The following is a 22,002-nucleotide window of genomic DNA, read 5'->3' as shown; positions in this document are numbered from 1 at the left end:
TCGCTAAAGAGAAACCAGATGATCTGATTGCCAAAGGCGGGGAGGCTCGATTCTTTGGCAGATGGACGTCATGGAGATCAATCGCCTTCAGCATATCGCCGTCGAAAAGTCGCGTCTTCATATGCCAATCATCTTTGGTTTTGACGTGATTCATGGATATAGAACCGTCTTTCCAGTACCGCTGGCGATGGCATCTTCGTGGGATCCATCGGTCGAGGAGCAGGCACAACATCTGGCGGCACAGGATGCACGCGCTGCCGGGATTGATTGGACTTTTACGCCGATGGTCGATATTGCGCGTGACGCTCGGTGGGGTCGCATCGTGGAAGGTGCCGGAGAGGATCCAGTTCTTGGTTCCGCAATGGCTCAAGCACAGGTCCGCGGATTCCAAGGCTCGAAGCTTGGACAGGACAGCGTACTGGTGACCGTAAAGCATTTTGCCGGTTACGGTGCAGCCGACGGCGGCCGTGACTATGACTCTTCCTATGTGCCGGAGGAGTTGCTTCGCAATGTTTACCTGGTTCCTTTTCATGCAGCGGTTCAGGCTGGGGCTGGCGGAATTATGAGTGCTATATGGACCTGAACGACGTGCCGGCGAGTGGCAATCATTGGCTCCTGACCGATGTTCTCCGGAAGGATTGGGGGTTCCAAGGCATTGTGCTTTCGGATGCATTTGCAGTCGGAAACCTCGTTACCCATGGTTACGCGAGCGATGGCGAAGATGCGGCCTACAAGGCGATCACCGCGGGCCTAAACATGGATATGGCGAGTCTCACCTACTCACACAATCTTGCAAAGGTAGTGAAAGAGGGCAAAGTAAGTGAAGCCTACATCGACCAGATGGTGTTGCCGATTCTGGAGGCGAAGTTTGATCTAGGACTCTTCGACCATCCCTACGTCGACGAAGCTAGTGTCGATACGGTCCTGAACCGACCCGAAGGTATCGCGCTCGAGCGCAAACTGGCAGGGCGTTCCATGGTGCTGCTTCGCAATGAGAACCGAACTCTTCCCCTGTCGAAGGATCTGAAAAAGGTTGCCGTTATTGGCCCTCTCGCAGATGCTTCCCATGACATCGAGGGCGGATGGACGGTGGAGGGTCTATTCGGAAAGGGGTCCAAGAGTCATCCGGTTACTGTGCTTGCCGGTATCAGGAATAGGCTGGTGGTGCCGATGCGCAAATCACGCTTGTCGCCGGGCCTCAGCCGTCGAAGGTCTATACCGGTATGTTGGAGCAGTTTACAGGTACGAAGCCTTCACCTCCACCTACTCCTCAAGAAACCGCCGAATGGATTGCCAAGGCCAAGGCAGCGGCCGCCGACGCTGACCTCGTCGTGGCCGTGATGGGTGAAACGGCGAATATGAGCGGTGAAGCGGCTTCTCGAGCTAGCCTCAATCTGCCAGGAATCCAGGAGCAGATGTTAGAAAGCCGCTGTTGGTGTTGGCAAGCCGGTGGTGCTCGTGCTTGAAAATGGCCGCCCACTCGATATTCACTGGGCCTCTGAACACGTGCCGGCAATACTCGAGGCCTGGTACCTATCGCGCTGCGGATGGCACTCCCCAGCTTTTTGATTCTTCAATTCCGCTGGAGGCCAAGGTCGAACGTCGCCCTGTGCAGTTCCACCGCCAACTGCAATCCCTTGCACTGGACCTCCGTCTCGTTATGGCCCGCCAGTGGTTCGCGCTCATTGCCGATGTGGCGGATTATCGCACCGTCTTCACAACGGCCTATCCGATCGCAAAGCCGGATCCCACGCAGAGCAAAGAGGTCGAAGTCTGCTCTCATCCCGAGGTCTGGGAGACCTATCAGGCACTGGCTGGCCGTGCCATGGACGGCGGCGCGCTGCTCGAATACCTGTTAACCGATCCTGTGCATCACGCCTACGATGGCGTCGCCGGCATCGCATTCGGGGACCAGGGCGCTCTCGACATCGAGCACAGCGATTCATCGCGTGGGCCGGCAGATTTCTCACCGCGCCGGCGTCGTCCACAGACGATGCGTGGGTGCCCGATCACCTCGATTATCAATTTGCGGCATCGGCTCCCCTGCCTGACGGAACCGAGAAAGTCTACGTCGCCAACGACTACTCATCAGGCCAACTTGATTGGTACAGCCTCGATCTGGATGCAAGCATCAAGATGTTGGGCAGTGTTCCCGGCTCTGAGACGACCGGCTTTCTACCCGACAAGCCGTTCACCACCATTCCAATCCCTGTCTCCTTTTCAGGAATGCCCAACACGCGCTGGTGGACATTCGAAGATCACGCGACCAACTTCGGCGACATCGACGCCAGCACGACGGATCTGGCAAAGCTGCTCTTCATTGAGCTCGCTCTCGTGGACTCGAATGACTGGTTCGTGGTACCGTGCACGTTGCCCTCAGGTTCGCTGGCCCAGGTCCGCGGCATGGCTGTAACAAACGTCTTCGGCGAGCGCCTCTGGATTCAGGCAGCCGATCAGGGTGTGGATGAGGCATGGGGTCGCTGGAGCATGTTCACCATCAACATCCTCAACGCTCCCGCAGACAGCAGCTCGGCCGACACGACGCTTCTCATGCTGCCAACCCTGGCCTCGGCACAATACGGCCCACCGCAGGAAGAGGTGTTCCTGGTTCGTGATGAGGTCGCCAACATGGCGTGGGGGGTAGAAAAGACGGTGCCGCTGGCAAGCGGCATCAGCCGCCCCGGAAGCGAGGTTGCAAAGCAAACTTTCAACTACCTGCAGTCGCTGATTCCCGGAAGCGGAACGCCGCCGGCGCTGGCTGCCGCCGTTCGATACCAGGCCATGAACTCGGTGCCGGAAAACTGGATTCCCTTTATCCCAGTTCATGTGCCCAACAACAACCGGCAGATCCAGTTGCAGCGTGCAGCCATGCCGCGCATTCTGGTGGGCGATTTCAACCCGGCGCAGAAAGTGCAGCCGCTCACGTCGCTTTTGCGCGCTGGTCTTGACCTCATCCCGGCTCAGACGTATTTTCTGCACGAGGAAGAGGTCCCGCGAGCTGGCGCCCGCCTCACCCAGTACTACGCACGCGCGCGCTGGACGCAGGGCCAGGTGTACACGTGGTTGTGCGCGCAGAAGCAAACTGGTCGTGGAGAGGCTGCGAGCGGTCTCGCATTCGATCGCCTGGTCGACCAGAACCAGGCGGAGGGCTGACGAGATGATCGTCGTAGAGGGATGGACGATGAGAGGAAGATCTTCGAACCCTCCTTGGTAAGGACACACAAAGAAACAAGAACCCAATCACTGAGCCTGGATAAGGGTGATGTGTCTTCCGGCATCGTGCTGATCGGTTATTAGGACGACCTTTCCTGCTTGTGCGACAGCGAGGCCAGAATATACCGGAGGCACTTCTCTGAGCATTGTGTACAAGGATGTCACCTTTGTATCGGGGTTGAAGATGCGAATTGCGCTGGATGAGGAACCGCGGTCCAGATAGAAGATTCCCCTGGACGTAACCTGCCAGTATCCCCAATAAGCTGCAGATGGCTGCGCCAGAATTTGTGTCTCCGCTCCACCCGACGGTGGCACCCGCCAAATGCCATCCTCGTTGCCGCGCGTGTAATAAAGCCATTTGCCATCAGGCGACTCCTGCGGGACGATTCCGTCTCCAGTGGTCACAGGTTGCGGATCCCCTCCTACTGCCGAAACACGCCAGAGCTGCCATCGGTCGCCGCGGTTGGAGCGGAAGTAAATGGACTGATCGTCGTGCGACCATCGCGGAGTAATATCGTTCGCATCACCAAAGGTGAGCTGCTTTGGACGTCCGCCCGCAGCGGCGACGCAGAAGATGTGCGAGTGGCCTCCAGGGCGCGAGTCGAAGAGAATCTTGTTGCCGTGATTCGACCAGGAAGGGCTGCCGGTGAGCGGACCGGCCATGAAAGTCAGTTGACGAAGTTGGTCGCCCGCTCGCGAAGCGATCCATATCTCTTGGTTCCCCGAGCGTCTGGACTGGAAGGCGAAGAAGCTTCCGTCAGGCGAAAGAGATGGAGCTGAGTCCTGCTGGGTCGAGGTCAGAACGGCGTCTGACTGAACCGAACTCTCTTTGCCGGAAGTTTGCTGGAGACGCAGGATGCTCCAGATGGCGGAGCCCTGGGTGTAGGCAAGATCTCCTGGCTTCGGTCCAACCGCCGGTTGATAGGCATCCTCGGTGCCCACGGGCAGACGCTCCGGTGTCTTATCTTTCAGCCCGATCTTCCAAAGCCCGTACTTACCCCCGCGGTTGGAAGAGAAAATGATGGAGGAGCTATCCGCAGTCCAGGTGAGACTGTCGATGTTCATGTGATCGTGCGTCAGCTGGTGCAACTCGCCAGTCGCCGTGGACATGAAATATATGTCCCGGACGGCGGTTTCGCTTGCCCGCGTAAAAGCAATCCATCTGCCGTCGGGCGAATACGCCGGATTCAGATCTCCCTCCCAACCTGCGGGCGGCGTCGTGATGGACCTGGTGTTGAAGGTTTGCAGATCGAGCAGAAAAATAGAGGAGTCTGGAGCGGTACCGGAATGGTCCGGATAGATCAGCGACTTGCCCGAGGGAGCCCACGAAAGCGCACCTTGCTCCCAGTGGCTGGGCTGTTGCGGGATTAATAGTTTACGGGGAAGCGCCAGCGACTTGACGTTTGCAACCGAGAGACTGAGGCCCTCGGTCGATCTCGCGAGATAAGCAATCTGCCTCCCGTCCGGTGACCAGGTCGGACTGAACTGCTCGTCTGTATCGGAGGTGAGTTGCTTTACCTCTTCCGTACCAATGGTCTTGATATAAATCCGTCGAGAAGCGGTGTCCTCGGAGATCCAAACGAATGCAATTTGCTTTCCGTCTGGCGAGAACGCGGGTTGGATCTGTTCCCCGGCGTAAGAGGTTAATTGGATTGTCCGAAAGGAGACGGAAGCCCCGGTCAGTCTAGTTCTACTTTTTTGGTAGGACCACATTGCAAAAAGGGAGCCAAAGATCAGCCCCGCCGCGACGGTCCACCCAACAATCCGGCGCCGCTGCTGACTGGAAGCTTGGGAGGGGTGAACCGGGGCAGGTTCGGTAGTCGGGATGGGGGAACCTTGGATCGTGGGTGCGTCGTCGTGAACTTCCACGGCCAGCTCAGAGACGGGAGCTACCAGTCTGTAGCCAACTTTTGGGATCGTTTGGATGAAGTGGGGAGTATGAGGATCATCCTCTGTGATTCGCCGCAGAATGGAGATACATCGAGTGAGGACGTCGTCACCGACAAAGGTGTCGGGCCAGACTGTGGAGATCAGTTCCTCTTTGGAGACGACCCTGCCCTGCTGAGCAGAAAGTGTAAGCAGCACTTTCATCACTTTGGGCTCGATGTGGCGTACTAGTTCATCCCTTGTCAGTGAGTTGAGCTCTACCTGAACAGTCCATTCCCCCACCCTAAAATCTGCCCGGCGTTCTTCCACCCTGATTCCGCTTTCCTTCAAATTGCTCATTTAAAAATGGTTACCGCCCATCAGAAAACCCTCAGATAAGCATCACGCTCTCTTCAGGATCATCGCTCCGCCACCTGCGTAGGGTTCGCAACGTTCATTGTTGTCTTAAAGGAAGCCAAAGTGACTCAACTCAAAAGATCGTACAGTTTTGTTAGATTCGTTAATGATGGTTCGGGTAGCAACCCAATCCAGTCGGCTGCAGGTAAGGCCGTTCAATCGCTCTATAAGATTGTATTTGCCATGGTATTGGGCCTGCTGGCCTTCTGCCTGCCGGCAATCGCACAGGTCACATCGGGCACGATTCTCGGCTCCGTTCAGGATACATCGGGAGCCATCATCCCTGGCGCCAAGGTGACTGCAACCGCACGCAACCTGGGAGTTACACGCACGGTTACCTCCAGCGAGAACGGAACGTTCTCCCTCTCCAACCTGCCAGGAGCCACTTACCATCTGACGGTTACGGCCAAGGGGTTTGAGACGCTTGAAAAAGACGGCATCATCCTCAGCTCAGCCGACAAGCTGAATGCCGGTGCGTTTGTCTTGCGGGTCGGCGCCGAAGCTACCAGCGTCACAGTGACCGCAGACACTGGCCAACTTCAAATCCAGGCAAATTCTGGCGAGAGATCAGACCTCATTACCGGAAAGCAGCTTAACGACATTGCCCTCAACGGCCGCAACGTCCTCGACATCATTCGCGTCGTTCCGGGCGTCTCTGGGGTTGGATCCTTCGGCGCCTCAGGGACAGGCGGTCTCACCTCATACAGCGTCAATGGAACCCGGCAGAATCAGCATGACTTCACGGTGGATGGCGCTTCGAACGTCGATACCGGTGACAACGGCGGCACCCAGGTGACCATCAACACGGACGCCATCGCCGAAGTAAAGGTTCTCACCTCAAACTACCAGGCTGAGTTCGGCAAGGCAGGCGGCGGATCGTTTGTAGTCACCTCGCGCGGTGGAACCAACGACTTTCACGGCAACGCCCACTACTTCCACCGTAACGAAGGCTTGAACGCCAACGACTGGGTCAGCGATCACAACGGTACGCCGAAACAGCTTTACCGCTACAACACCTTCGGCTATCAGATCGGCGGACCGATCCTGAAGGACAAGCTCTTCTTCTTCTTCTCGAACGAGTTCTACCGTCAGCTCGTCCCGGGAAGCCTTGACCAGTATCGTACCCCGAGTCAGCTTGAACGCCAGGGCGACTTTTCGCAGAGCGTCGACAGTAGCGGCAACCCGATCCAGATCTTCAACCCGGCCACTGGAACGCAGTTTGCAGGAAACAAGATCACACAGGCGGCTCTAACGCCATCGCAGCAGGCTAGTTTCGCCCAGGTGCAGAAGATCCTGGCTCTCTATCCGACGCCAAACGTTCTCAATAACAACACCTACAACCGGCAGGATCCTCTCTCCTCAACGCATCCCCGTACCGAGTACATCGGCCGCGTAGACTACCAGATCTCTCCCTCCGAGCGTATATTCGCTCGCTACATCAACAATCAGGATACGCAGACCGGACCGATGGGCTCCTTCGGAATCCAGTGCCTCGGGTCGCTGCAGATCGCCGGTGGTTGCACCGATAAGCAACCAGGCTGGAACCTGTCGGTGGATCTTACCAGCACCTTGAAGCCTACTTTGCTCAACGAACTCACCGTGGGGCCGAGCGTCTATCGGTCCAGCATCACGGGTGTGAACGGCAACATCACGGTTGGCGCGAACGACATCAACCTCCCTCTGCTGTTTCCGGTCTCCGGAGGAACTTCGATTCCAGACTTTGGTTTCAGCGGCAACGGTCAGAACTATCCATTCACTTACTTCGGTTCGACGCCGTGGCATCAGGCAACGACGACGATCACAGCCAATGACAATCTGACATGGAGCCTGCACAGCCATACGGTAAAGTTCGGCGCCTTCTACCAGCGTGCTCGCAAAGACCAGATCAGCTACGGCAACTCCAACGGCCAGTTCAGTTTCAGTAACAACTGCACAGGCTCGCTGGGTTGCCTCAACTCCAGTGCCTCCAACAGCGGATCTCCCTTTGCTAGTGCCCTGCTTGGCTCGTTCTCCAGCTTCGACCAATCCAGCTCACGCCCCACTGGTTACTTCCGCTATAACCAGGTGGAGTTTTACGCACAGGACACCTGGCAGGTCTCGCCTCGCCTCACGCTCGACTATGGAGTCCGCTTCGTCTACATCCCACCGCAGTACGATGCTAAGAATCAGATCGCGCTCTTTACCCCATCAGCCTACGATCCATCCCAGGCAGTCTCGATCGACACCGGTGGCAACATCATTCCCAACTCTGGCAACCGACTCAATGGCATAACCTACGCTGCCAATGGAACGCTGCCGAAGGGCGGATGGAACAGCCGCGGCATCATGTTCGAGCCTCGTCTTGGAGCCTCTTACGACATCTTCGGCGATAACAAGGGTGTTCTGCGTGGGGGCTTCGGCATCTCGCACGATCGCGAACAGGGCAACCTGATCTTCAACACCGTCTTCGGCAACCCTGCTCTCGTCACTACCCCGACCGTCCCCTTCAGCACCATCCCGGAGATACCAACTGCTGCCCAGTCAAACTCCGGTGTGCTCAGCGGGATCTATGGCGCAGACGTGTCCGGTCAAGTTCCGACCGTGTACAGCTATAGCCTTGGCATTCAGCGCGAGATCCTCCATGAAACCACGCTCGATGTGGCTTATGTAGGGACACAAGGTCGTCACCTCGTCACAGCTCGTGACATCAACACCAACCCCTACGGCACAACCTTCAGCCGTGCCGCACAGGATCCAAGCCAGTTTCCCGGTGGCATCGTTCCGGCCGTCGAACCCAACCTTCCCCCCGAGTACGCCGCAGCCGGATATTCCTTCAGTGGACGTTACGCCTACACGCAGAACTTTCTCTCTCCGTATAAAGGTTACGGCCAGATGGAGTACTACAAGTTCGACGGCACCTCGAACTACAACTCGCTACAGGTCTCCGTGCAGCGGCGTTTTGCCCGCGGTCTCACCTTCGGTGGCGTCTACACCTGGTCCAAAACTCTTACCACCTCCAGCGCCGACGAGAGCTTCGTCGATCCTTTCAATCCGCGTAAATACAGCTACGGCGTCGCCAGCTACGACCGTCCCAACATCGGCGCGATCAACTACGTCTATGATCTTCCGAGCCTCGCCCAGCGCTTCAATGGACCTCACTGGCTCGGCTATATTACTGACGGCTACCAACTCTCCGGCCTCGCCAACATAATGAGCGGCCAGCCGGTTCGGAACGCGCTCTTCTCGCCTGCAAACCAGATCACCGGCGGCTCGCAGTACAGCAAAACACCCCCTCTGTTTGTAGGCGTGGATCACCAGGGCAATCTCATTCTGCCAACCATCGGCCAGCCGAACCTCGGAGCACCCGGCAGCCTGCGTCAAGGCGGCATGGTTACCTGGGACTCCTCCATCTTCAAAAACTTTCCCATCGGAGAGTCAGGCAAAGGACGTTCAATCCAGCTCCGCGGAGAGTTCTTCAACGTCCTCAACCATCCAAACATCCTGACACGCGACTACAACGCAAACCTCACGCTGCCAACCTACAACGGAAACGGAACTTTCACGCCGCTCTCCATCGCAAAGGACACCAACTGGGGTCAGCCCACCGCAGCCTTTGGTGCCGCCGGCCCCGGTGGTCCGCGCGTTATCCAGCTCGCCGCTAAGGTCTACTTCTAACGCAGCTTGCACCAGCCGGGCTATCGCCAAGCGCGATACGCCCGGCTTTTTTTATCCTGTTCACCGAGGAAATATTGTGCCCGCTCTCTCGCTTCGCCGTGTCACTACGCTTCTGCTTGCCGTAGCCTGCCCGCTGTCCGCACAAACCGTGCGCTCCTATCAGTCAACACCCGATCTCTCAAGCGCTCTTGAAGCACAGCCCGCTCTCGCCTTCACGGCCAAGAGCAGCGCATCACCACTTACGATCACCGTAAACGACAGCGAACGTTTTCAGACGATGGACGGCTTCGGCGCCTCCATGACGGAAGGCTCCGCATGGCTATTGCACGATCGAATGTCACCAGCTATGAGCCGCGATGTAATGACGAAGCTCTTCGACCCCTCCAGTGGCATCGGCCTCAGCTTCCTGCGCCTGCCCATCGGCTCGACCGATCTTTCGCTCAACCACTACAGCTATGACGACATGCCTGCAGGCCAACAGGACCCCGAACTGCGGCACTTCTCCACAGAGCATGAGAAAGACTATGTCTTCCCTGTGATGCGCGAGGCGCTGAAGCTCAATCCAGCCATCACAGTGATGGCGACGCCGTGGAGTCCACCCGCATGGATGAAGACGCACGATTCCATGGTCGGCGGCTCTCTTCGCGAAGACGACATGTCAGCGTATGCCGAGTACATCGTCCGGTCGCTCCAATCGTTTAAGAAAGCAAATATTCCGGTGAAGTACCTAACCGTACAGAACGAACCGCTGCATGAGACCGAAGACTTTCCCGGAACTCTCATGCTGGCGGACCAGCAGAAGCGCCTCATCGGCCGCTACCTCGGACCGGATCTCCGTCACGTCGGCCTGCAGACGCAGTTGCTCGCCTACGATCACAACTGGGACCATCCGGAGTATCCGATCGAAGTGCTCTCAGACTCTGCGGCAGCTCCGTTCATGGCTGGATCCGCACTGCACTGCTATGGAGGCGAGCCGAGTGGCCAGAGCGTCGTTCACGATCGGTTTCCAGACAAGGGTATCTGGATGACGGAGTGCTCCGGCGGCACGTGGCAGAAAAAAGCTCCGCTGGAAGTTACAGCTCATCTACTAATCGACTCTACCCGCAACTGGGCCAAGGCAGTGGCGCTTTGGGGTATCGTGCTTGATACAGACCACAACCCACACGCCGGCGGCTGCGGGACGTGCCGGGGATTGGTGACGCTCGATACGAAGCAGATGAGCGTCTCCTACACCGGTGACTTTTACGCGTTGGCGCAGGCAAGCAAGTTCGTCCATCCAGGAGCAACTCGGATCAACTCGACATCCTTCAAAAACGAGGGCCTGGAGAGCGTAGCCTTTCAAGATCTGGACGGATCGATCGTATTGTTGGTCCTGAACGATCGAAGCGACACAGCAAAGTTCGACGTGAACTGGAACGCAAAAACCTTCCACGCTGCTCTGCCACCAGGAGCGCTCGCAACCTACATCTGGTCTCCGAAACAGTAGCTCTTTCGGCCTGCAGCGTCGTGCGGCTGTCCACGTACCCTATCTCCTTGACGCGATCCGTATGCTCGAAACGACAGACCTGGTGCTGACTATGCCCGTTCGGATAGCCAGAGCCCGTTCTAGTCTGCTTGACTTGCCACGCGTGAAAGCGCCGAAAGAGATCCCGCCGATACGGTACTCGAGGTCTGGCACCCGTGCTTCGACAGCGATCTGCTACACACCTGGCTTCGAGAGACGGTGCGTCAGATCTTTTGCCCCGCGCCTCACTAGTACGTGAGGCGCAATATGTCTTCTTGTCATTGATCGTCAGATGACGAAAAGCGCGTCTCCAAGGACCTATGATCTGTTTGCTATTTTCCCGGATACTTGATCAAAAGCGGCGCGTGCCCGCTCTATCTCTTCAAGGTGTCGCTCTGCCCACATCCACACTTTGCAAAAGGCTGCGCCTAAGCTGAGACCCAATTCTGTGAGCTTGTACTCGACTCTCGGAGGAACGACCGGGTGCACTGTGCGTGAGATCAGTCCTTCGCGTTCCATCAAACGGAGGGTTTGCGTGAGCATTTTGTAGCTGATTCCCGGCACCAGTTCGCTGAGCCGCGTGAAACGTAGCTCTCCTCGTTCAGTAAGCACTTCGAGGATCAGCATCGTCCATTTGTCGGCAACACGACCGATCAGTTCGTTGACCAACGCCTCCACGCGAGGGTCAGTGAGCTCTGTATGGAGCCTATAGCTGGCTTCTCTTAAGCGGACTCTTGCAGTTTGGAATCGACGTGGTGTCACAGTACGTCCGTGGCAAGCGCGTTCCTAGCCCTGCGACCACCCTTTATTACGGACTGAACAGCGCCTACGCCGTGAGTCAAATCCTGTATGCGGCGCTGACCCTGTTTGCCATCCGGCACGGTGTTGTTGCGATAGCCAATCGTCCGGGCTATTGCCGGGATCGAAGCAGGCAAATCAGAGATTCGCCCAAGCCTCAGCAACGTTCTTTATGTGCTGAGTCGGCTAGCTCCTGGACTTCCATTCGGACAAATGGCGAAGATGGTGCAGACTGCGGGTTGATCTCCTCTACGAGCGGATTTGCCCTGCTCCTCACGACTAAGTGAGTACCGATATATCGCCAGATCGCTCGCCGAGAGGTTTGCTTGCGACTCTAGTCTTCGAATCCCTCCGCCCCGGCCATTACTCTTGCTATCGTGCGAGCACGCGCTTCAGTCCATCAACTAATCTCTCATTGTCTGCTTCGGAACGAACTGCGGCTCGCAGGTGCCCTGCCGCAAGTCCTTCAAAGTTTGTGCAGGAACGAAGCACGATCTGGTGTTCGACGAGCATCCTCTCCCAAATGAGCGGTGCGTCCATCTCTTTTGCAAATCGTAACAGAAGGAAATTAGTGCTCGAGGGATAGGTGATGATCTTCAAGCGAGCGAGTTCCTGCTCCAGCCAGGTTCGTCGCAGGGAGTTCTTTCTGCGAGTTTCCTCCGCATAGGCGTCGTCCTGCAAAGCAGCGCAGACCGCACTCGAGGCTAAAGTTGTAACTGGCCATGGCGCAAGCCTGCGATTCAGATCTTCTATCGTAGAAGTACTGCTGACGGCGTAGGCGACGCGTAATCCGGGAATCGCGAAAAATTTTGTAACCGAATGGAACACAATTAAATTCTCTTGTTCGACGGCAGCTTGTGTCAGGGACTCTGCTGGAACGTAGTCCATGAAAGCCTCGTCGATCAGCACCTTGATTCGGTGCTCTGCGGCCATCTCTATGAAGCGTTGCATCCTCTCCGCTTCGCAAAGCACTCCGGAAGGATTCTGCGGATTCGCCAGCAGAATTGCGTCGCACCCCTCTTCCAGCACAGCCTGCAACAGGGAGTCCAGGGCGTACGAGAAGCCATTTTCCTGGGAGAGGCAGTATGGAACGACCTCGACGCCTTCGTTCGCGAGCGTTCGCCGATACTCGCTGAACGAGGGCACAGGCAGAAGACAACGCGCAATCCTGAACGAACGCAGGGTGGCTTCGAGCAGCGGTACGAAGCCATTGGCGACGGCGATGTTTTCTGACAAGATCTTCGAGGTTTCCGCCAGCGTCTTCTTGAGTTCGGCGAGTTCAAGGTCAGGATATGCTGCCAGAGTGGCGGGGTCTGCTAAGGCTCGATTCAGGGCCGCGAGCGCGGAAACAGGGGGGCCCGCCGGGTTGATGTTGGCGCTGAAATCAACAAGTTGCTCGACCGGAACTCCATATCGCGCAGCGATCAGACGGAGTTGCCCACCGTGTACTGGCAAGAAATCCTGCGGAGGATTCTTCATCTTCGTCCTCTGCGCAGTAACAGTGCGACAACTGCTCCGACGGCAGAGACGACTGCGACTATCCTGATTGCCTGTCTTGCCTTGAGCGCATTGGGCGGCGGAAAATCCGCTCCGAGGAGAAACGCTGCCATTGGTTCACCAGCGTAGTAATTTTTCCCTCCCAGCCGAACATGCAGCGCACCTGCCATGGCGCTCTCTGGTTGTCCAGCATTCGGACTCTTGTGTTTCATGCCGTCACGCCACCATGTCTCAAGCGCTGCCGCAGGACTCGCATCTTCTATAACAGCTGCTGCAGCTATACCCAGAGCTGTCAATCGAGAAGGTAGAAAATTGGCGACATCATCCAGCCGCGCTGCGATCTTTCCAAAGTAAAAATATCTATCATCTGCATGGCCGATCATCGAATCGAGAGTGTTGATCGCCTTGTAGGCCATAGCAAGCGGAACCCCTCCGATAGCCATGTAAAAGAGCGGTGCGACGACGCCATCCGAACTACTCTCTGCAACGGTCTCGATGACAGCGCGGCTGATCTCGTGCTGATCGAGTGCCTGCGTATCGCGACCGACGATTCGTGCCAGCCTCTGTCGCGCCAGAATGTTGTCGCCTTCCTCCATAGCATCGACGACAGCAGAAGCTTCCTTGTGCAGACTGCGAGATGCAAGGCACGTCCATGCGAGCAGCATCTCCACCACGAATCCCAGCCGCCGGTCCCTTTTATGCGCCAAGGCAAGGGTCTTTGCCGTAGCTAGATACGCTGCAACGACTATGCCAAAGGTCAGCATTCCGCCGGCGGCAAGCTCTGCTGCGGGAGTCTGCCCAGGACTCCGCAGAATTCGCTCTCCCCTTTCTATGCCTTTGCCGATCAATCGAACGGGATGAGGGAACCATTCAGGATCGCCGGCTGCCCAGTCGAACAAATATGCTGCTGCGAGAACACGTCGACGGCTCATCGCGCCATACCTGCACGTCGACGCTGCGGGGATGCGTCTTCCGGAAGAGGGATCTCGTAAGACAGACCCGCCCAGTCGAAGATCGCTTTCATATCAAGCGAACTCTCTACCTCACGCGCCAGTCTATTCAAGGAGTCTTCCCGAAGTTGTTTCCATGGATTCATGTTCGTCGGTGCGGAGAGCTTGTGAAACCCGCGAGCGGCGCTGAGAAACTGATGACGGAAGCTGTCATCGTCGAAGATTCCGTGGAGATAGGTGCCGAAGACGCGTGTGTCAGCGCTGACGCAGCCATCTCTGCTTCTGCTGGAGGAGCCGTTCTCAGAGGAGAGAGTCGAGAAGTGCTTTGCTCCAGCCTCATAGTCTGTGCGTCCAATGTGAATTTCATATCCTGCGAGCCGGCTGTCAGTAATGGGTTGCCCGAAGAGAACCGCAACCTCTACCTCGCCTTTCGCATTTCGGGTCACCTTCTCGGTATGCATGACGGTGCTGATCGGCAGCAAGCCAAGACCCGCAACCGATCCCTCGCGCTCCATCCCGTACGGATCGTTGATTGCCTTGCCGAGCATCTGCATGCCACCGCAGATACCTGCAACAAGACCTGCCTGTGCATACTTTTTTATGGCGACATCCAAACCGGAGCGCTCCATCCAAAGGAGGTCATCTACGGTCTGTTTACTGCCAGGCAGGATGACTACATCAGCGTGTGCGATTGCCTCTGCTGTGCGACTGAACAGAAGAGAGACAGATGGTTCCGCCCGCAAAGAATCGAAGTCCGTGAAGTTCGAAAAAGAGGGCGGAGCAATCACAGCGATCCGCAAAGCGCGATCAGTCGATCGGTCTACAATCTGTTCTCCGGTCCACTGAGTTTGAGCCGACACCGACAGACCCAGGCTGTCTTCTTCTTGGAGCACAAGAGAAGTCAGATAGGGAACTACGCCGAGACATGGCTTCTTCACACGCTCTTCCATCATTTGTATGCCGGGTTCTAAGAGGTTTGCATCTCCTCGGAATTTATTGATGACGAAACCACAAACTCGCCGCCGCTCGTCGGGCTCCAGCAGTTCCAGCGTCCCCAGCAGTGACGCGAAGACCCCTCCGCGATCTATATCCCCAACTAGCAGACAGTTGGCATCGGCCATCTCCGCCATTCGCATATTCGCAATGTCATGCTGTTTAAGATTGATCTCCGCGGGCGATCCGGCGCCCTCCAGAATGATCACGTCGTACTGAGAGGCCAGCGAGTCATAGCTCTCGCGTACCACTGGCAGCAACTCTTCTATGCGCCGTCGATGATAGTCCACTGCCGTGACACGTCCCCAGATCCTGCCGCGCACAACCACTTGGGAAGACTGATCGTCAGACGGCTTGATCAAAATTGGATTCATGTGGACCGACGCGGCAACTCCGGCGGCCTCCGCCTGCAACGCCTGCGCCCGTCCGATCTCGAGACCTTCAATAGTCGCTGCGGAGTTCAACGACATATTCTGCGATTTGAATGGAGCAACGCGATAGCCGTGTTGCGCGAAGATGCGGCATAGAGCAGCAGTCAACAACGACTTGCCGACATGAGAGCCGGTACCCAGAACCATGATTGCTCGCGCTCTCACGACGCCGGCCGTCCTTGGTCCCATCGGCTGTCGTATTCATCCAACGAGAGCACACTCTTCAGAGGCGTTCTCGTCTCCCAGCCAGCGCGCTCCAAATCCGGGTCTGTCGCAAACGCGTCGACGTATCCCAGGCACAGATAAGCCACCGGGGTGATATGGCCGGGAATCTTCAGAGCCTCGCGCAGCAAAGTCGGTTCGAGGATACTCACCCAGCCCACACCGATGCCCTCGGCTCTTGCAGCGAGCCACAGATTTTGAATCGCGCAGACGGCTGAGTAGATTGCGGTCTCCGGCATCGTTCGCCGCCCCAACTGGTGCCCCTGGCTGCTCTGCGAATCACACACGATGCACAGATTCTGCGGCGCTTCGAGTATGCCTTCGAGCTTCATTCCCGCATAGCTCTGTTGCTTTTCTCCTTCGTAGCTCGCCAGCGCCTGCTTGTTGGCATCGAGAAAGATCTGGTGGACCTTTTGGCGCACGGCGAGTTCGCGTACGACGATGAATCGCCACGGCTGCATCAGGCCGACAGAAGGTGCGTTGTGTGCGGCTTCCAGCAGCCGATGGAGCAGTTCGTTTGGAATCGGCTCCGGTAGAAAGCCACGGCGCACATCTCTCCGCTCGCGAATAGCCCGGTAGACGGCATTTCGCTCACTCTCGTCGAAGCCCGTAGCCTTCGTCATTTCCATGCCCTTGACCACTTCGGGCCCGCGGTGTCGCCGCGGCGCAACCGTGCATCAACTCCTGCCTTTACTTCAATGAGTCTGCCGAAGAGCCAGATCACGTCGGAGAGGCGATTGAGGTACGAGAGTATCTCAGGCTTGAACTCCACACCACTGTTCGCAAGTCGAACCGCGTTTCGCTCTGCGCGCCGGCAAACCGTGCGAGCAACTTCGTAAGCGGCAGACTCGGTGTGCGCACCGGGCAAAGACCAGTCGGAGAGGATGCCTTCAGTCGCCTCAATCTGATGAACCAGATTGGTCAGCATATCAACGTCGTCTGCCAGAACGGATGGCGGGCTCTTCTTGCTCTCCGGCGGAGTAGCCAGCGCGGACCCTACTCGAAACAGCGTGCGTTGAATGGTTTCGGTCCAGTCATGGATCTCTTTATTCGTGCAGATGCTTCGGGCGAAGCCCAGAGTCGAGTTCAGCTCGTCGACCGTCCCGTAAGCTTCAACGCGTAGGTCAGCCTTCGAGATGCGAATTCCGCCGGCCAGTCCCGTCTGGCCGCCATCTCCTCGTTTTGTTGCGATGCTCATAGTCTTTCCCCTTGTCCTTCTTGAACTTCGTCACATGGCTCCAGCGACTCTTCCACGCGAATACGAATGACCTTGCGAAGAGCAGTTCTCTCGTAGCGCAGGATCATGTCGCTATCAAGAAAATCCGTGACCTGTGGAGGGCGATCAGAGAACAATTGCTCTTCATCAAAGAACCATGGGGCGGTTGCACCAAGTTCCGCGATGCTCCGGGCATAGATCACCACGGCAGGAATGCGATCTACTCCCGCCTGCAACAGATGGTAGGCGCGATGATAGCCATCGCGCAAAAACCACCGTCCGCGAAACTCAGCTACTTCGAAGAAAGGGCTGCCGCCATAAAGCGAAAGTGGCAAAGCTCCGCCCCCGCTCGTCTTCTGTGTAAATCGTAGCTGCAGGTCAGGATTGCTCGAGTGCAGGCCAATATCCAAGCGGTCGGTACCGCTGACGTTATGAACCAGAACATGCTCGGTGCTGCGTTGTGAGCCTACCGCGAGTGAGATCAATCCGGGCCAATCGCCTTGCACTGGTATGGTCGAAGCTTGCTGCGACAGACTAAAGATCAATCTGCGTTGAAATGCAAGCAGAAGGCGCAGGTCAACCACGCCCAGCATCCAGTCAAGCCCCTGATACTCCAAGTGCAGGTCTTCGTGTTGCGTTGCCATCGCGAGCAAAGGTTGAATGTCTCGTGTCTCTTGCTCGAGCAGGGCGGTGGCACTCGTGTAACGATCACGTTCGGCTAATCTCGTGCTTGCTTGTCTAATTCGTGCAGCCAACTCCGTCGAATCGAAGCCTGCGGCGTCGTCGCGGTAGGAGTATTCATCCAAACCCCAGGCGATCAACTCATGTACGTCAACCTTACGCGAAGTCATGAGCGCGCTCCGATGCTCTGCGTCTGGAGCGATGGTGCAACAGTATGCCGAACGATCGCACAGTAAGTTTTGGTCTGTCTCCAGGCATCGTCTTGACTGCAGTTGTTCAGCGCGCACAGCACGGTTCTCAGCACTCCCGCGTGCGTTACGACCGCGATGTTTTTCTTCGCCGTCTGCACAGACAAGAACTCCACTTCCGTCAACACGCGTTGTTCAAAGTGTCTAAAGGCTTCGCCGTCAGGTGCCGGCAGCATCGGATATTCCGCTATCCATCGACGAGCATAAACTGCATCCCGCTGCTCAATCTCCTGCCAGCTAAGCCCCTCCCATGTTCCGAAGCTGATCTCGCGCAGTGCCGGACGCGCATGGCATCCGACTCCGAACGCCTCGGCGATTGCGTTGGCGGTCGCCACGGCACGGCGCAGATCGCTCGTGTAAACGATGTCGATACTCTCCTGGCGAAGTCTGTCGATCAACTCGGAGATCTGTTCACGACCACGCGCATTAACCTCAGGGTCAGAGTGGCCGCAGAAGGTTCCTGCCATATCTGTCTCTGCATGACGAACGAAGAGTATCTCGCTCATGCGATCCATACCCCGCAGAAGTAAACCGCGATTTCGGTGATTTGGTTGGTTGCACCGAAGCAATCTCCAGTCACGCCATCGATCCTTCGATAGTAGAACCAACCACTCAATATCACCACAACGAGAGAGACAAGAAGAGGCTGCACGGAGGCACTTCGAAGAGCGAAGATCACTATCCCGGCAGCAACGAGTGAACCGAACAACAGCGAAGGGAGCGATGTGAGCCGAGCGATGCGCGCACCTTGTCCCTCCTGTTCGCGAGCGGGAGGGAGAAAATAACTGAGCGGAAGGGAACTCCATCGGCAGAGCACATGGGCCGAGATGACGTATGCGGCAAAGTGCTCCATCGGTATCGAAGACAGCAGTAGATAACGCGCCAGCAACGACAGGACAAGAGCGGTTGCACCGTAACTTCCAATCCTGCTGTCTCGCAGGATGGCCAACACCCGATCCTTCGTCCAGCCACCACCGAACCCGTCCGCGGTATCCGCAAGGCCGTCTTCATGCAGGAAGCCGGTAATCAGCACGAGGTAAGTCAGCGCGACCAGCGCGACAAGTTGGCGAGTCAAGTGCGTTATCAGCAGCTTTTGCAGTAGCACAGCTCCTGCACCGACGATCAATCCAACCAGCGGAAAGAATTTGACGGCGCGCGAGAGGGAATCGGACTCGAACGCAATCGCAGGCATGGGGATTCGCGTGAGAAATTGAAAGGCGACCACGAGCTCTTCACCAAGCCTGCGAATCTGTCCTGCTACGGTCAATCTTTGGCCTCGCTCACACCAGCAGATTCGAACGTCGCCATCTGGTTGTAGAGGCACATCGCGGACTCGAGGATCGGCATAGCGAGGACTGCGCCCGTGCCTTCCCCGAGGCGCATATTCAACGCGAGAATCGGCCTCAACTCCAGGTAGTCGAGCAGCGCCTGGTGCCCGGGTTCTTCGGATTGATGCCCAGCAAAAAGATAGCCGCGCACCTGCGGCACTAACGCAAAGGCAAGCGCAGCCGCAGCCGTCGAGATGAAGCCGTCAACGACTACCGCGATTCCATGTCGCGCTGCTCCGAGTATGAAACCAGTCATCGCGGCGATCTCCAACCCGCCGACGATACGGAGCACATCAACTGGATCAGGCAAAATGTCACCTGCCGCTTCTCCGAAGTACTTCTGCAAAACCGCTTCGATGATTCGGCGCTTGTGCTGCAAAGCCTCGGTGTTCAGGCCGGTCCCTTTGCCGGTAGTGAGCTCAACCGGTTTCCGGGTAAGGAGAGACGTGATGGCGCTCGCCGCCGTGGTATTTCCAATGCCCATCTCTCCAACAGCAACCAGGCTGTGCCCCTTCGCCTTCGAATCGTCAGCAAGGTCCAGTCCAACACCAAGAGCTTCCGTCAGTTCATCGCTGCTCATCGCTGGCTCCTGGATCATATTGCGCGTTCCCTTACGCACTTTGCGGTGCAGCAGATCGTCGATCTGATCGAAGTCCGCATCAACACCCACATCGACTACATTCATCTCGACGCCATGAAGCTTCGCGAGCACATTGATAGCCGCGCCATTAGCAAGGAAATTAAGCACCATCTGTCGCGTCACTTCGCTTGGATACGCGCTGACGCCTTCAGCAGTAATTCCATGATCGGCTGCAAAGATATAAACAGCCTTTCGTAGCGGCTCCGCATACTCACGCTGTCGAATCGACACCAACTGCGCCGCAAGGTCTTCCAGCCGGCCAAGGCTGCCCAGCGGCTTGGTCAATACATCCAGATGCGCTCGTGCTTTTGCAAGCCACAGCTCGCTGGGTGGCTCGATGGTCGACATGATGTTAGAGTCGCTCACCGCGCCGCCGTCTGCAGTGTGCGCGCTCGTCGAATTGCAGCGACAAGATCTCTCGCGATTGTGGGATTCGCCCGCAAGTGCAGATGAACATAGCTGGCCAGCACACTGCCCTGCCTAAACCCCTCGAGCTCCTCTTTGCCGGACATCGAGTACTGCACGCGATAAGTTGTTGCCACCTCTCCCCGTGAAACAAGACACGAATAGTGAAAGCTGTGCCCACGAACTGTGGTTCCTTTCACGCCCAACAGACAGTCTTCCGTGAACTCAACAGTGACGTATCCGAACTGCACGAGCTTGTCTGTCATCTGCATCGACAGCGGCAGCACGCCAGCCATCGCGTACGTCTCCCCATCCTGGGTGCTGAGGCTCCTGGACAGATAGATCATCCCACCGCACTCCGCATAGACCGGCCTTCCCGAAGCAGCGAAGGCACGAATATCCTTGAGCATCCCACGATTGCTGCTCAACTTTTCTGCATGAAGTTCGGGATATCCTCCCCCCAGATACAGCCCGTCCAGTCCGGTTGGAAGACACCTGTCGTGCAGTGGGCTAAACCAAACGATCTCGGCTCCCTGTTCGCGCAGCAGGTCCAGATTGTCCTCGTAGTAGAACGAGAAAGCGTGATCGGACGGTACGCCGATTCGCACGCCTTCTTCAGATTGAGAACGCCTTCCGCCGAAATCCTGATCCTCGTTCAGATCCAAACCACACTCCAACTCAAGCAAACGATCCAGATCGAAGAACTTTTCCGCGAGCGCAGCCAGTGTGTCGATCGCAGCATCATCACCAATCGCAGATTCCGCCGCACCCTGCAAGCCAAGATGTCGCTCAGGGATCGCAATCGTCTGATCACGCGGCAGCCAACCCAGAATCTTCGTTCTGCAGGTGGTCTCAATCGCCGCCCGCAGCATCTCGTAGTGCCGTTCCGTCGCAACGCGATTCAGAATCACACCCGCAAGCTGCAACTCCGGATCGAACATCTCAAAGCCGAGCACCACCGCCGCGATGCTTCGCGCAGTCTTTGCCGCATCGACAACCAGCACCACCGGCAGCTTCAGTAGCTTGGAAATCTCCGCGGTGCTGCCCGCTTCGGTGTTCCCACTCTTCCCATCGAACAACCCCATCATGCCTTCAACGACCAGAACATCCGTGCCCCGCGCTGTATCTCGCAGAACGCTGCGGTTCGCCTCTTCGCTCAGCATCCACGTGTCAAGATTGCGAGCCTTTCGCCCGCATATTCGAGTGTGGTGTCCGGTGTCCAGAAAGTCGGGCCCACATTTGAGCGGCTGCACTGCAAGCCCGCGCCGTCGCAGGCCCGCCATAATCGCAAGCGCAACCGTCGTCTTCCCCACGCCGCTCGCGGTACCCGAAATCAGCAGCCCTCTCACAGAGTCACCTCGAGGTGTCCCTTCAGGGCAAGCGGCAGTCCAGCTACCATCAACACCACATCATCGGCGACTCTCGCCACCCTCTGATTGATCTCGCCCAGCAGATCACGATAGCGTCGCCCTAACGGATACGCGGGAACCACTCCGCTACCCACCTCGTTCGAAACCAGCACAACCGAGCAACTAGCCGACCGCAACGCCTCGCACAATGCCTCGACGCGCCGATCCACAGCACCCTGATCATCACCTTCGGCCTCAAGAAGATTCGCCGCAAAGATCGTCAGGCAATCCACCACCATCACATCGCAGCTGAATCCACGCTGCGTCAATACCTGAACCAACTCCAGCGGCTCCTCCACGGTAGTCCACTCCGCTGGCCGCTCTTCGCGATGCCGGTCGATCTTCCTCTGCATCTCGTCGTCCGAAGCCTTCGCCGTCGCCACAAAGATCACGCGGCTCTCCCGCTCTGCGAGCTGCTGCGCATAACGGCTTTTGCCGCTGCGCACGCCGCCAAGAACGAGTGTCACGGAACTCTGGCGCATCTCCTGCATCGTTAGCTCCTTGCCCGGCATCTTTCGAAGCGATCGAAC

At 57.1% G+C, this 22,002-nt stretch carries 19 protein-coding genes and 1 pseudogene; 7 read left to right on the top strand and 13 right to left on the bottom strand.

Annotated elements, in window-relative coordinates; genetic code table 11:
• Positions 1–61: 61 nt before the first annotated feature.
• From HDF09_RS08700 to HDF09_RS08685, 5 genes and pseudogenes are all read left to right on the top strand, one after another.
• Positions 62–795 (top strand): annotated as a pseudogene (locus HDF09_RS08700) (glycoside hydrolase family 3 protein); the annotation flags it as partial.
• A 45-nt stretch (positions 796–840) separates the two neighbouring features.
• Positions 841–1,341 carry a glycoside hydrolase family 3 C-terminal domain-containing protein gene (locus HDF09_RS20725; protein WP_311719291.1) on the top strand — a complete coding sequence of 167 codons (501 nt, stop codon included), beginning with the start codon at positions 841–843 and terminating at the stop codon, positions 1,339–1,341.
• Positions 1,224–1,466 carry a glycoside hydrolase family 3 C-terminal domain-containing protein gene (locus HDF09_RS08690; protein WP_221270077.1) on the top strand — a complete coding sequence of 81 codons (243 nt, stop codon included), beginning with the start codon at positions 1,224–1,226 and terminating at the stop codon, positions 1,464–1,466. Before HDF09_RS20725 ends, HDF09_RS08690 begins: the two co-directional genes overlap by 118 nt.
• Positions 1,450–1,569, top strand: a complete 120-nt coding sequence (locus HDF09_RS20720) for a hypothetical protein (RefSeq protein ID WP_311719072.1) — start codon at positions 1,450–1,452, stop codon at positions 1,567–1,569. The genes HDF09_RS08690 and HDF09_RS20720 overlap by 17 nt, the downstream gene beginning before the upstream one ends.
• Positions 1,570–2,001: 432 nt before the next feature.
• A complete protein-coding gene (locus HDF09_RS08685) occupies positions 2,002–3,153 on the top strand; it encodes a hypothetical protein (protein ID WP_183764738.1) in 1,152 nt (383 codons plus the stop codon).
• An 87-nt stretch (positions 3,154–3,240) separates the two neighbouring features.
• Here HDF09_RS08685 and HDF09_RS08680 read toward each other — a convergent pair whose 3' ends face one another.
• A complete protein-coding gene (locus HDF09_RS08680) occupies positions 3,241–5,439 on the bottom strand; it encodes a winged helix-turn-helix domain-containing protein (protein ID WP_260181035.1) in 2,199 nt (732 codons plus the stop codon).
• Between the two features lie 240 nt (positions 5,440–5,679).
• On the opposite strand from HDF09_RS08680, the gene HDF09_RS08675 reads away from it, so the two are divergent.
• Together HDF09_RS08675 and HDF09_RS08670 are read left to right on the top strand one after the other, a co-directional pair.
• A complete protein-coding gene (locus HDF09_RS08675) occupies positions 5,680–9,150 on the top strand; it encodes a TonB-dependent receptor (RefSeq protein WP_183764733.1) in 3,471 nt (1,156 codons plus the stop codon).
• A gap of 76 nt (positions 9,151–9,226) precedes the next feature.
• A complete protein-coding gene (locus HDF09_RS08670) occupies positions 9,227–10,636 on the top strand; it encodes a glycoside hydrolase family 30 protein (RefSeq protein ID WP_183764730.1) in 1,410 nt (469 codons plus the stop codon).
• Positions 10,637–10,972: 336 nt separating this feature from the next.
• Here HDF09_RS08670 and HDF09_RS08665 read toward each other — a convergent pair whose 3' ends face one another.
• The 12 genes from HDF09_RS08665 to cobU form a co-directional block, all read right to left on the bottom strand.
• Positions 10,973–11,332 (bottom strand): winged helix-turn-helix transcriptional regulator, encoded by a 360-nt coding sequence (locus tag HDF09_RS08665; RefSeq protein WP_311719068.1) that lies wholly within the window; start codon positions 11,330–11,332, stop codon positions 10,973–10,975.
• 492 nt (positions 11,333–11,824) lie between these two features.
• Positions 11,825–12,931: a threonine-phosphate decarboxylase gene (locus HDF09_RS08660; protein ID WP_183764727.1), complete on the bottom strand. Its 1,107-nt coding sequence runs from the start codon at positions 12,929–12,931 to the stop codon at positions 11,825–11,827.
• Positions 12,928–13,881: an adenosylcobinamide-phosphate synthase CbiB gene (cbiB, locus tag HDF09_RS08655; protein ID WP_183764724.1), complete on the bottom strand. Its 954-nt coding sequence runs from the start codon at positions 13,879–13,881 to the stop codon at positions 12,928–12,930. The genes HDF09_RS08660 and cbiB overlap by 4 nt, the downstream gene beginning before the upstream one ends.
• Positions 13,878–15,470, bottom strand: coding sequence for a cobyric acid synthase (locus HDF09_RS08650; RefSeq protein WP_260181033.1), 1,593 nt, complete (start codon positions 15,468–15,470; stop codon positions 13,878–13,880). The genes cbiB and HDF09_RS08650 overlap by 4 nt, the downstream gene beginning before the upstream one ends.
• Before the next feature lie 14 nt (positions 15,471–15,484).
• Positions 15,485–16,174 carry a 5,6-dimethylbenzimidazole synthase gene (gene bluB, locus HDF09_RS08645; RefSeq protein WP_183764718.1) on the bottom strand — a complete coding sequence of 230 codons (690 nt, stop codon included), beginning with the start codon at positions 16,172–16,174 and terminating at the stop codon, positions 15,485–15,487.
• Complete coding sequence (locus HDF09_RS08640) at positions 16,165–16,743, bottom strand: cob(I)yrinic acid a,c-diamide adenosyltransferase (protein WP_183764715.1); 579 nt, start codon at positions 16,741–16,743, stop codon at positions 16,165–16,167. The genes bluB and HDF09_RS08640 overlap by 10 nt, the downstream gene beginning before the upstream one ends.
• On the bottom strand, positions 16,740–17,612 hold the full coding sequence (locus HDF09_RS08635) for a hypothetical protein (protein ID WP_183764712.1): 873 nt from the start codon (positions 17,610–17,612) through the stop codon (positions 16,740–16,742). The genes HDF09_RS08640 and HDF09_RS08635 overlap by 4 nt, the downstream gene beginning before the upstream one ends.
• On the bottom strand, positions 17,609–18,196 hold the full coding sequence (locus HDF09_RS08630; protein ID WP_260181032.1) for a histidine phosphatase family protein: 588 nt from the start codon (positions 18,194–18,196) through the stop codon (positions 17,609–17,611). The genes HDF09_RS08635 and HDF09_RS08630 overlap by 4 nt, the downstream gene beginning before the upstream one ends.
• Positions 18,193–18,957 carry an adenosylcobinamide-GDP ribazoletransferase gene (gene cobS / locus HDF09_RS08625; protein WP_183764706.1) on the bottom strand — a complete coding sequence of 255 codons (765 nt, stop codon included), beginning with the start codon at positions 18,955–18,957 and terminating at the stop codon, positions 18,193–18,195. The genes HDF09_RS08630 and cobS overlap by 4 nt, the downstream gene beginning before the upstream one ends.
• A complete protein-coding gene (cobT, locus tag HDF09_RS08620) occupies positions 18,954–20,024 on the bottom strand; it encodes a nicotinate-nucleotide--dimethylbenzimidazole phosphoribosyltransferase (protein ID WP_311719063.1) in 1,071 nt (356 codons plus the stop codon). The genes cobS and cobT overlap by 4 nt, the downstream gene beginning before the upstream one ends.
• The gene (locus HDF09_RS08615; protein WP_183764702.1) at positions 20,021–21,412 is read right to left on the bottom strand and encodes a cobyrinic acid a,c-diamide synthase CobB; all 1,392 of its coding nucleotides are present in this window, start codon (positions 21,410–21,412) and stop codon (positions 20,021–20,023) included. The genes cobT and HDF09_RS08615 overlap by 4 nt, the downstream gene beginning before the upstream one ends.
• A complete protein-coding gene (gene cobU, locus HDF09_RS08610) occupies positions 21,409–21,954 on the bottom strand; it encodes a bifunctional adenosylcobinamide kinase/adenosylcobinamide-phosphate guanylyltransferase (RefSeq protein ID WP_260181031.1) in 546 nt (181 codons plus the stop codon). Before cobU ends, HDF09_RS08615 begins: the two co-directional genes overlap by 4 nt.
• Positions 21,955–22,002: the final 48 nt, after the last annotated feature.

The sequence above is a fragment of the Edaphobacter lichenicola genome, from assembly GCF_014201315.1.
GTDB lineage: Bacteria > Acidobacteriota > Terriglobia > Terriglobales > Acidobacteriaceae > Edaphobacter > Edaphobacter lichenicola_B.
This window is presented reverse-complemented; position numbering and strand designations above follow the sequence as displayed.

What these genes read in the sequence shown, in the direction of transcription:
- HDF09_RS08635 (WP_183764712.1), bottom strand. Translation starts at nt 17,612, where the DNA reads ATGACTTCGCGTAAGGTTGACGTACATGAGTTGATCGCCTGGGGTTTG.
- HDF09_RS08640 (WP_183764715.1), bottom strand. Translation starts at nt 16,743, where the DNA reads ATGAGCATCGCAACAAAACGAGGAGATGGCGGCCAGACGGGACTGGCC.
- HDF09_RS08660 (WP_183764727.1), bottom strand. Translation starts at nt 12,931, where the DNA reads ATGAAGAATCCTCCGCAGGATTTCTTGCCAGTACACGGTGGGCAACTC.
- HDF09_RS08675 (WP_183764733.1), top strand. Translation starts at nt 5,680, where the DNA reads ATGGTATTGGGCCTGCTGGCCTTCTGCCTGCCGGCAATCGCACAGGTC.
- HDF09_RS08630 (WP_260181032.1), bottom strand. Translation starts at nt 18,196, where the DNA reads ATGAGCGAGATACTCTTCGTTCGTCATGCAGAGACAGATATGGCAGGA.
- bluB (WP_183764718.1), bottom strand. Translation starts at nt 16,174, where the DNA reads ATGGAAATGACGAAGGCTACGGGCTTCGACGAGAGTGAGCGAAATGCC.
- cbiB (WP_183764724.1), bottom strand. Translation starts at nt 13,881, where the DNA reads ATGAGCCGTCGACGTGTTCTCGCAGCAGCATATTTGTTCGACTGGGCA.
- HDF09_RS20725 (WP_311719291.1), top strand. Translation starts at nt 841, where the DNA reads ATGGTGTTGCCGATTCTGGAGGCGAAGTTTGATCTAGGACTCTTCGAC.
- HDF09_RS08680 (WP_260181035.1), bottom strand. Translation starts at nt 5,439, where the DNA reads ATGAGCAATTTGAAGGAAAGCGGAATCAGGGTGGAAGAACGCCGGGCA.
- HDF09_RS08690 (WP_221270077.1), top strand. Translation starts at nt 1,224, where the DNA reads ATGTTGGAGCAGTTTACAGGTACGAAGCCTTCACCTCCACCTACTCCT.
- HDF09_RS08650 (WP_260181033.1), bottom strand. Translation starts at nt 15,470, where the DNA reads ATGGTTCTGGGTACCGGCTCTCATGTCGGCAAGTCGTTGTTGACTGCT.
- cobU (WP_260181031.1), bottom strand. Translation starts at nt 21,954, where the DNA reads ATGCGCCAGAGTTCCGTGACACTCGTTCTTGGCGGCGTGCGCAGCGGC.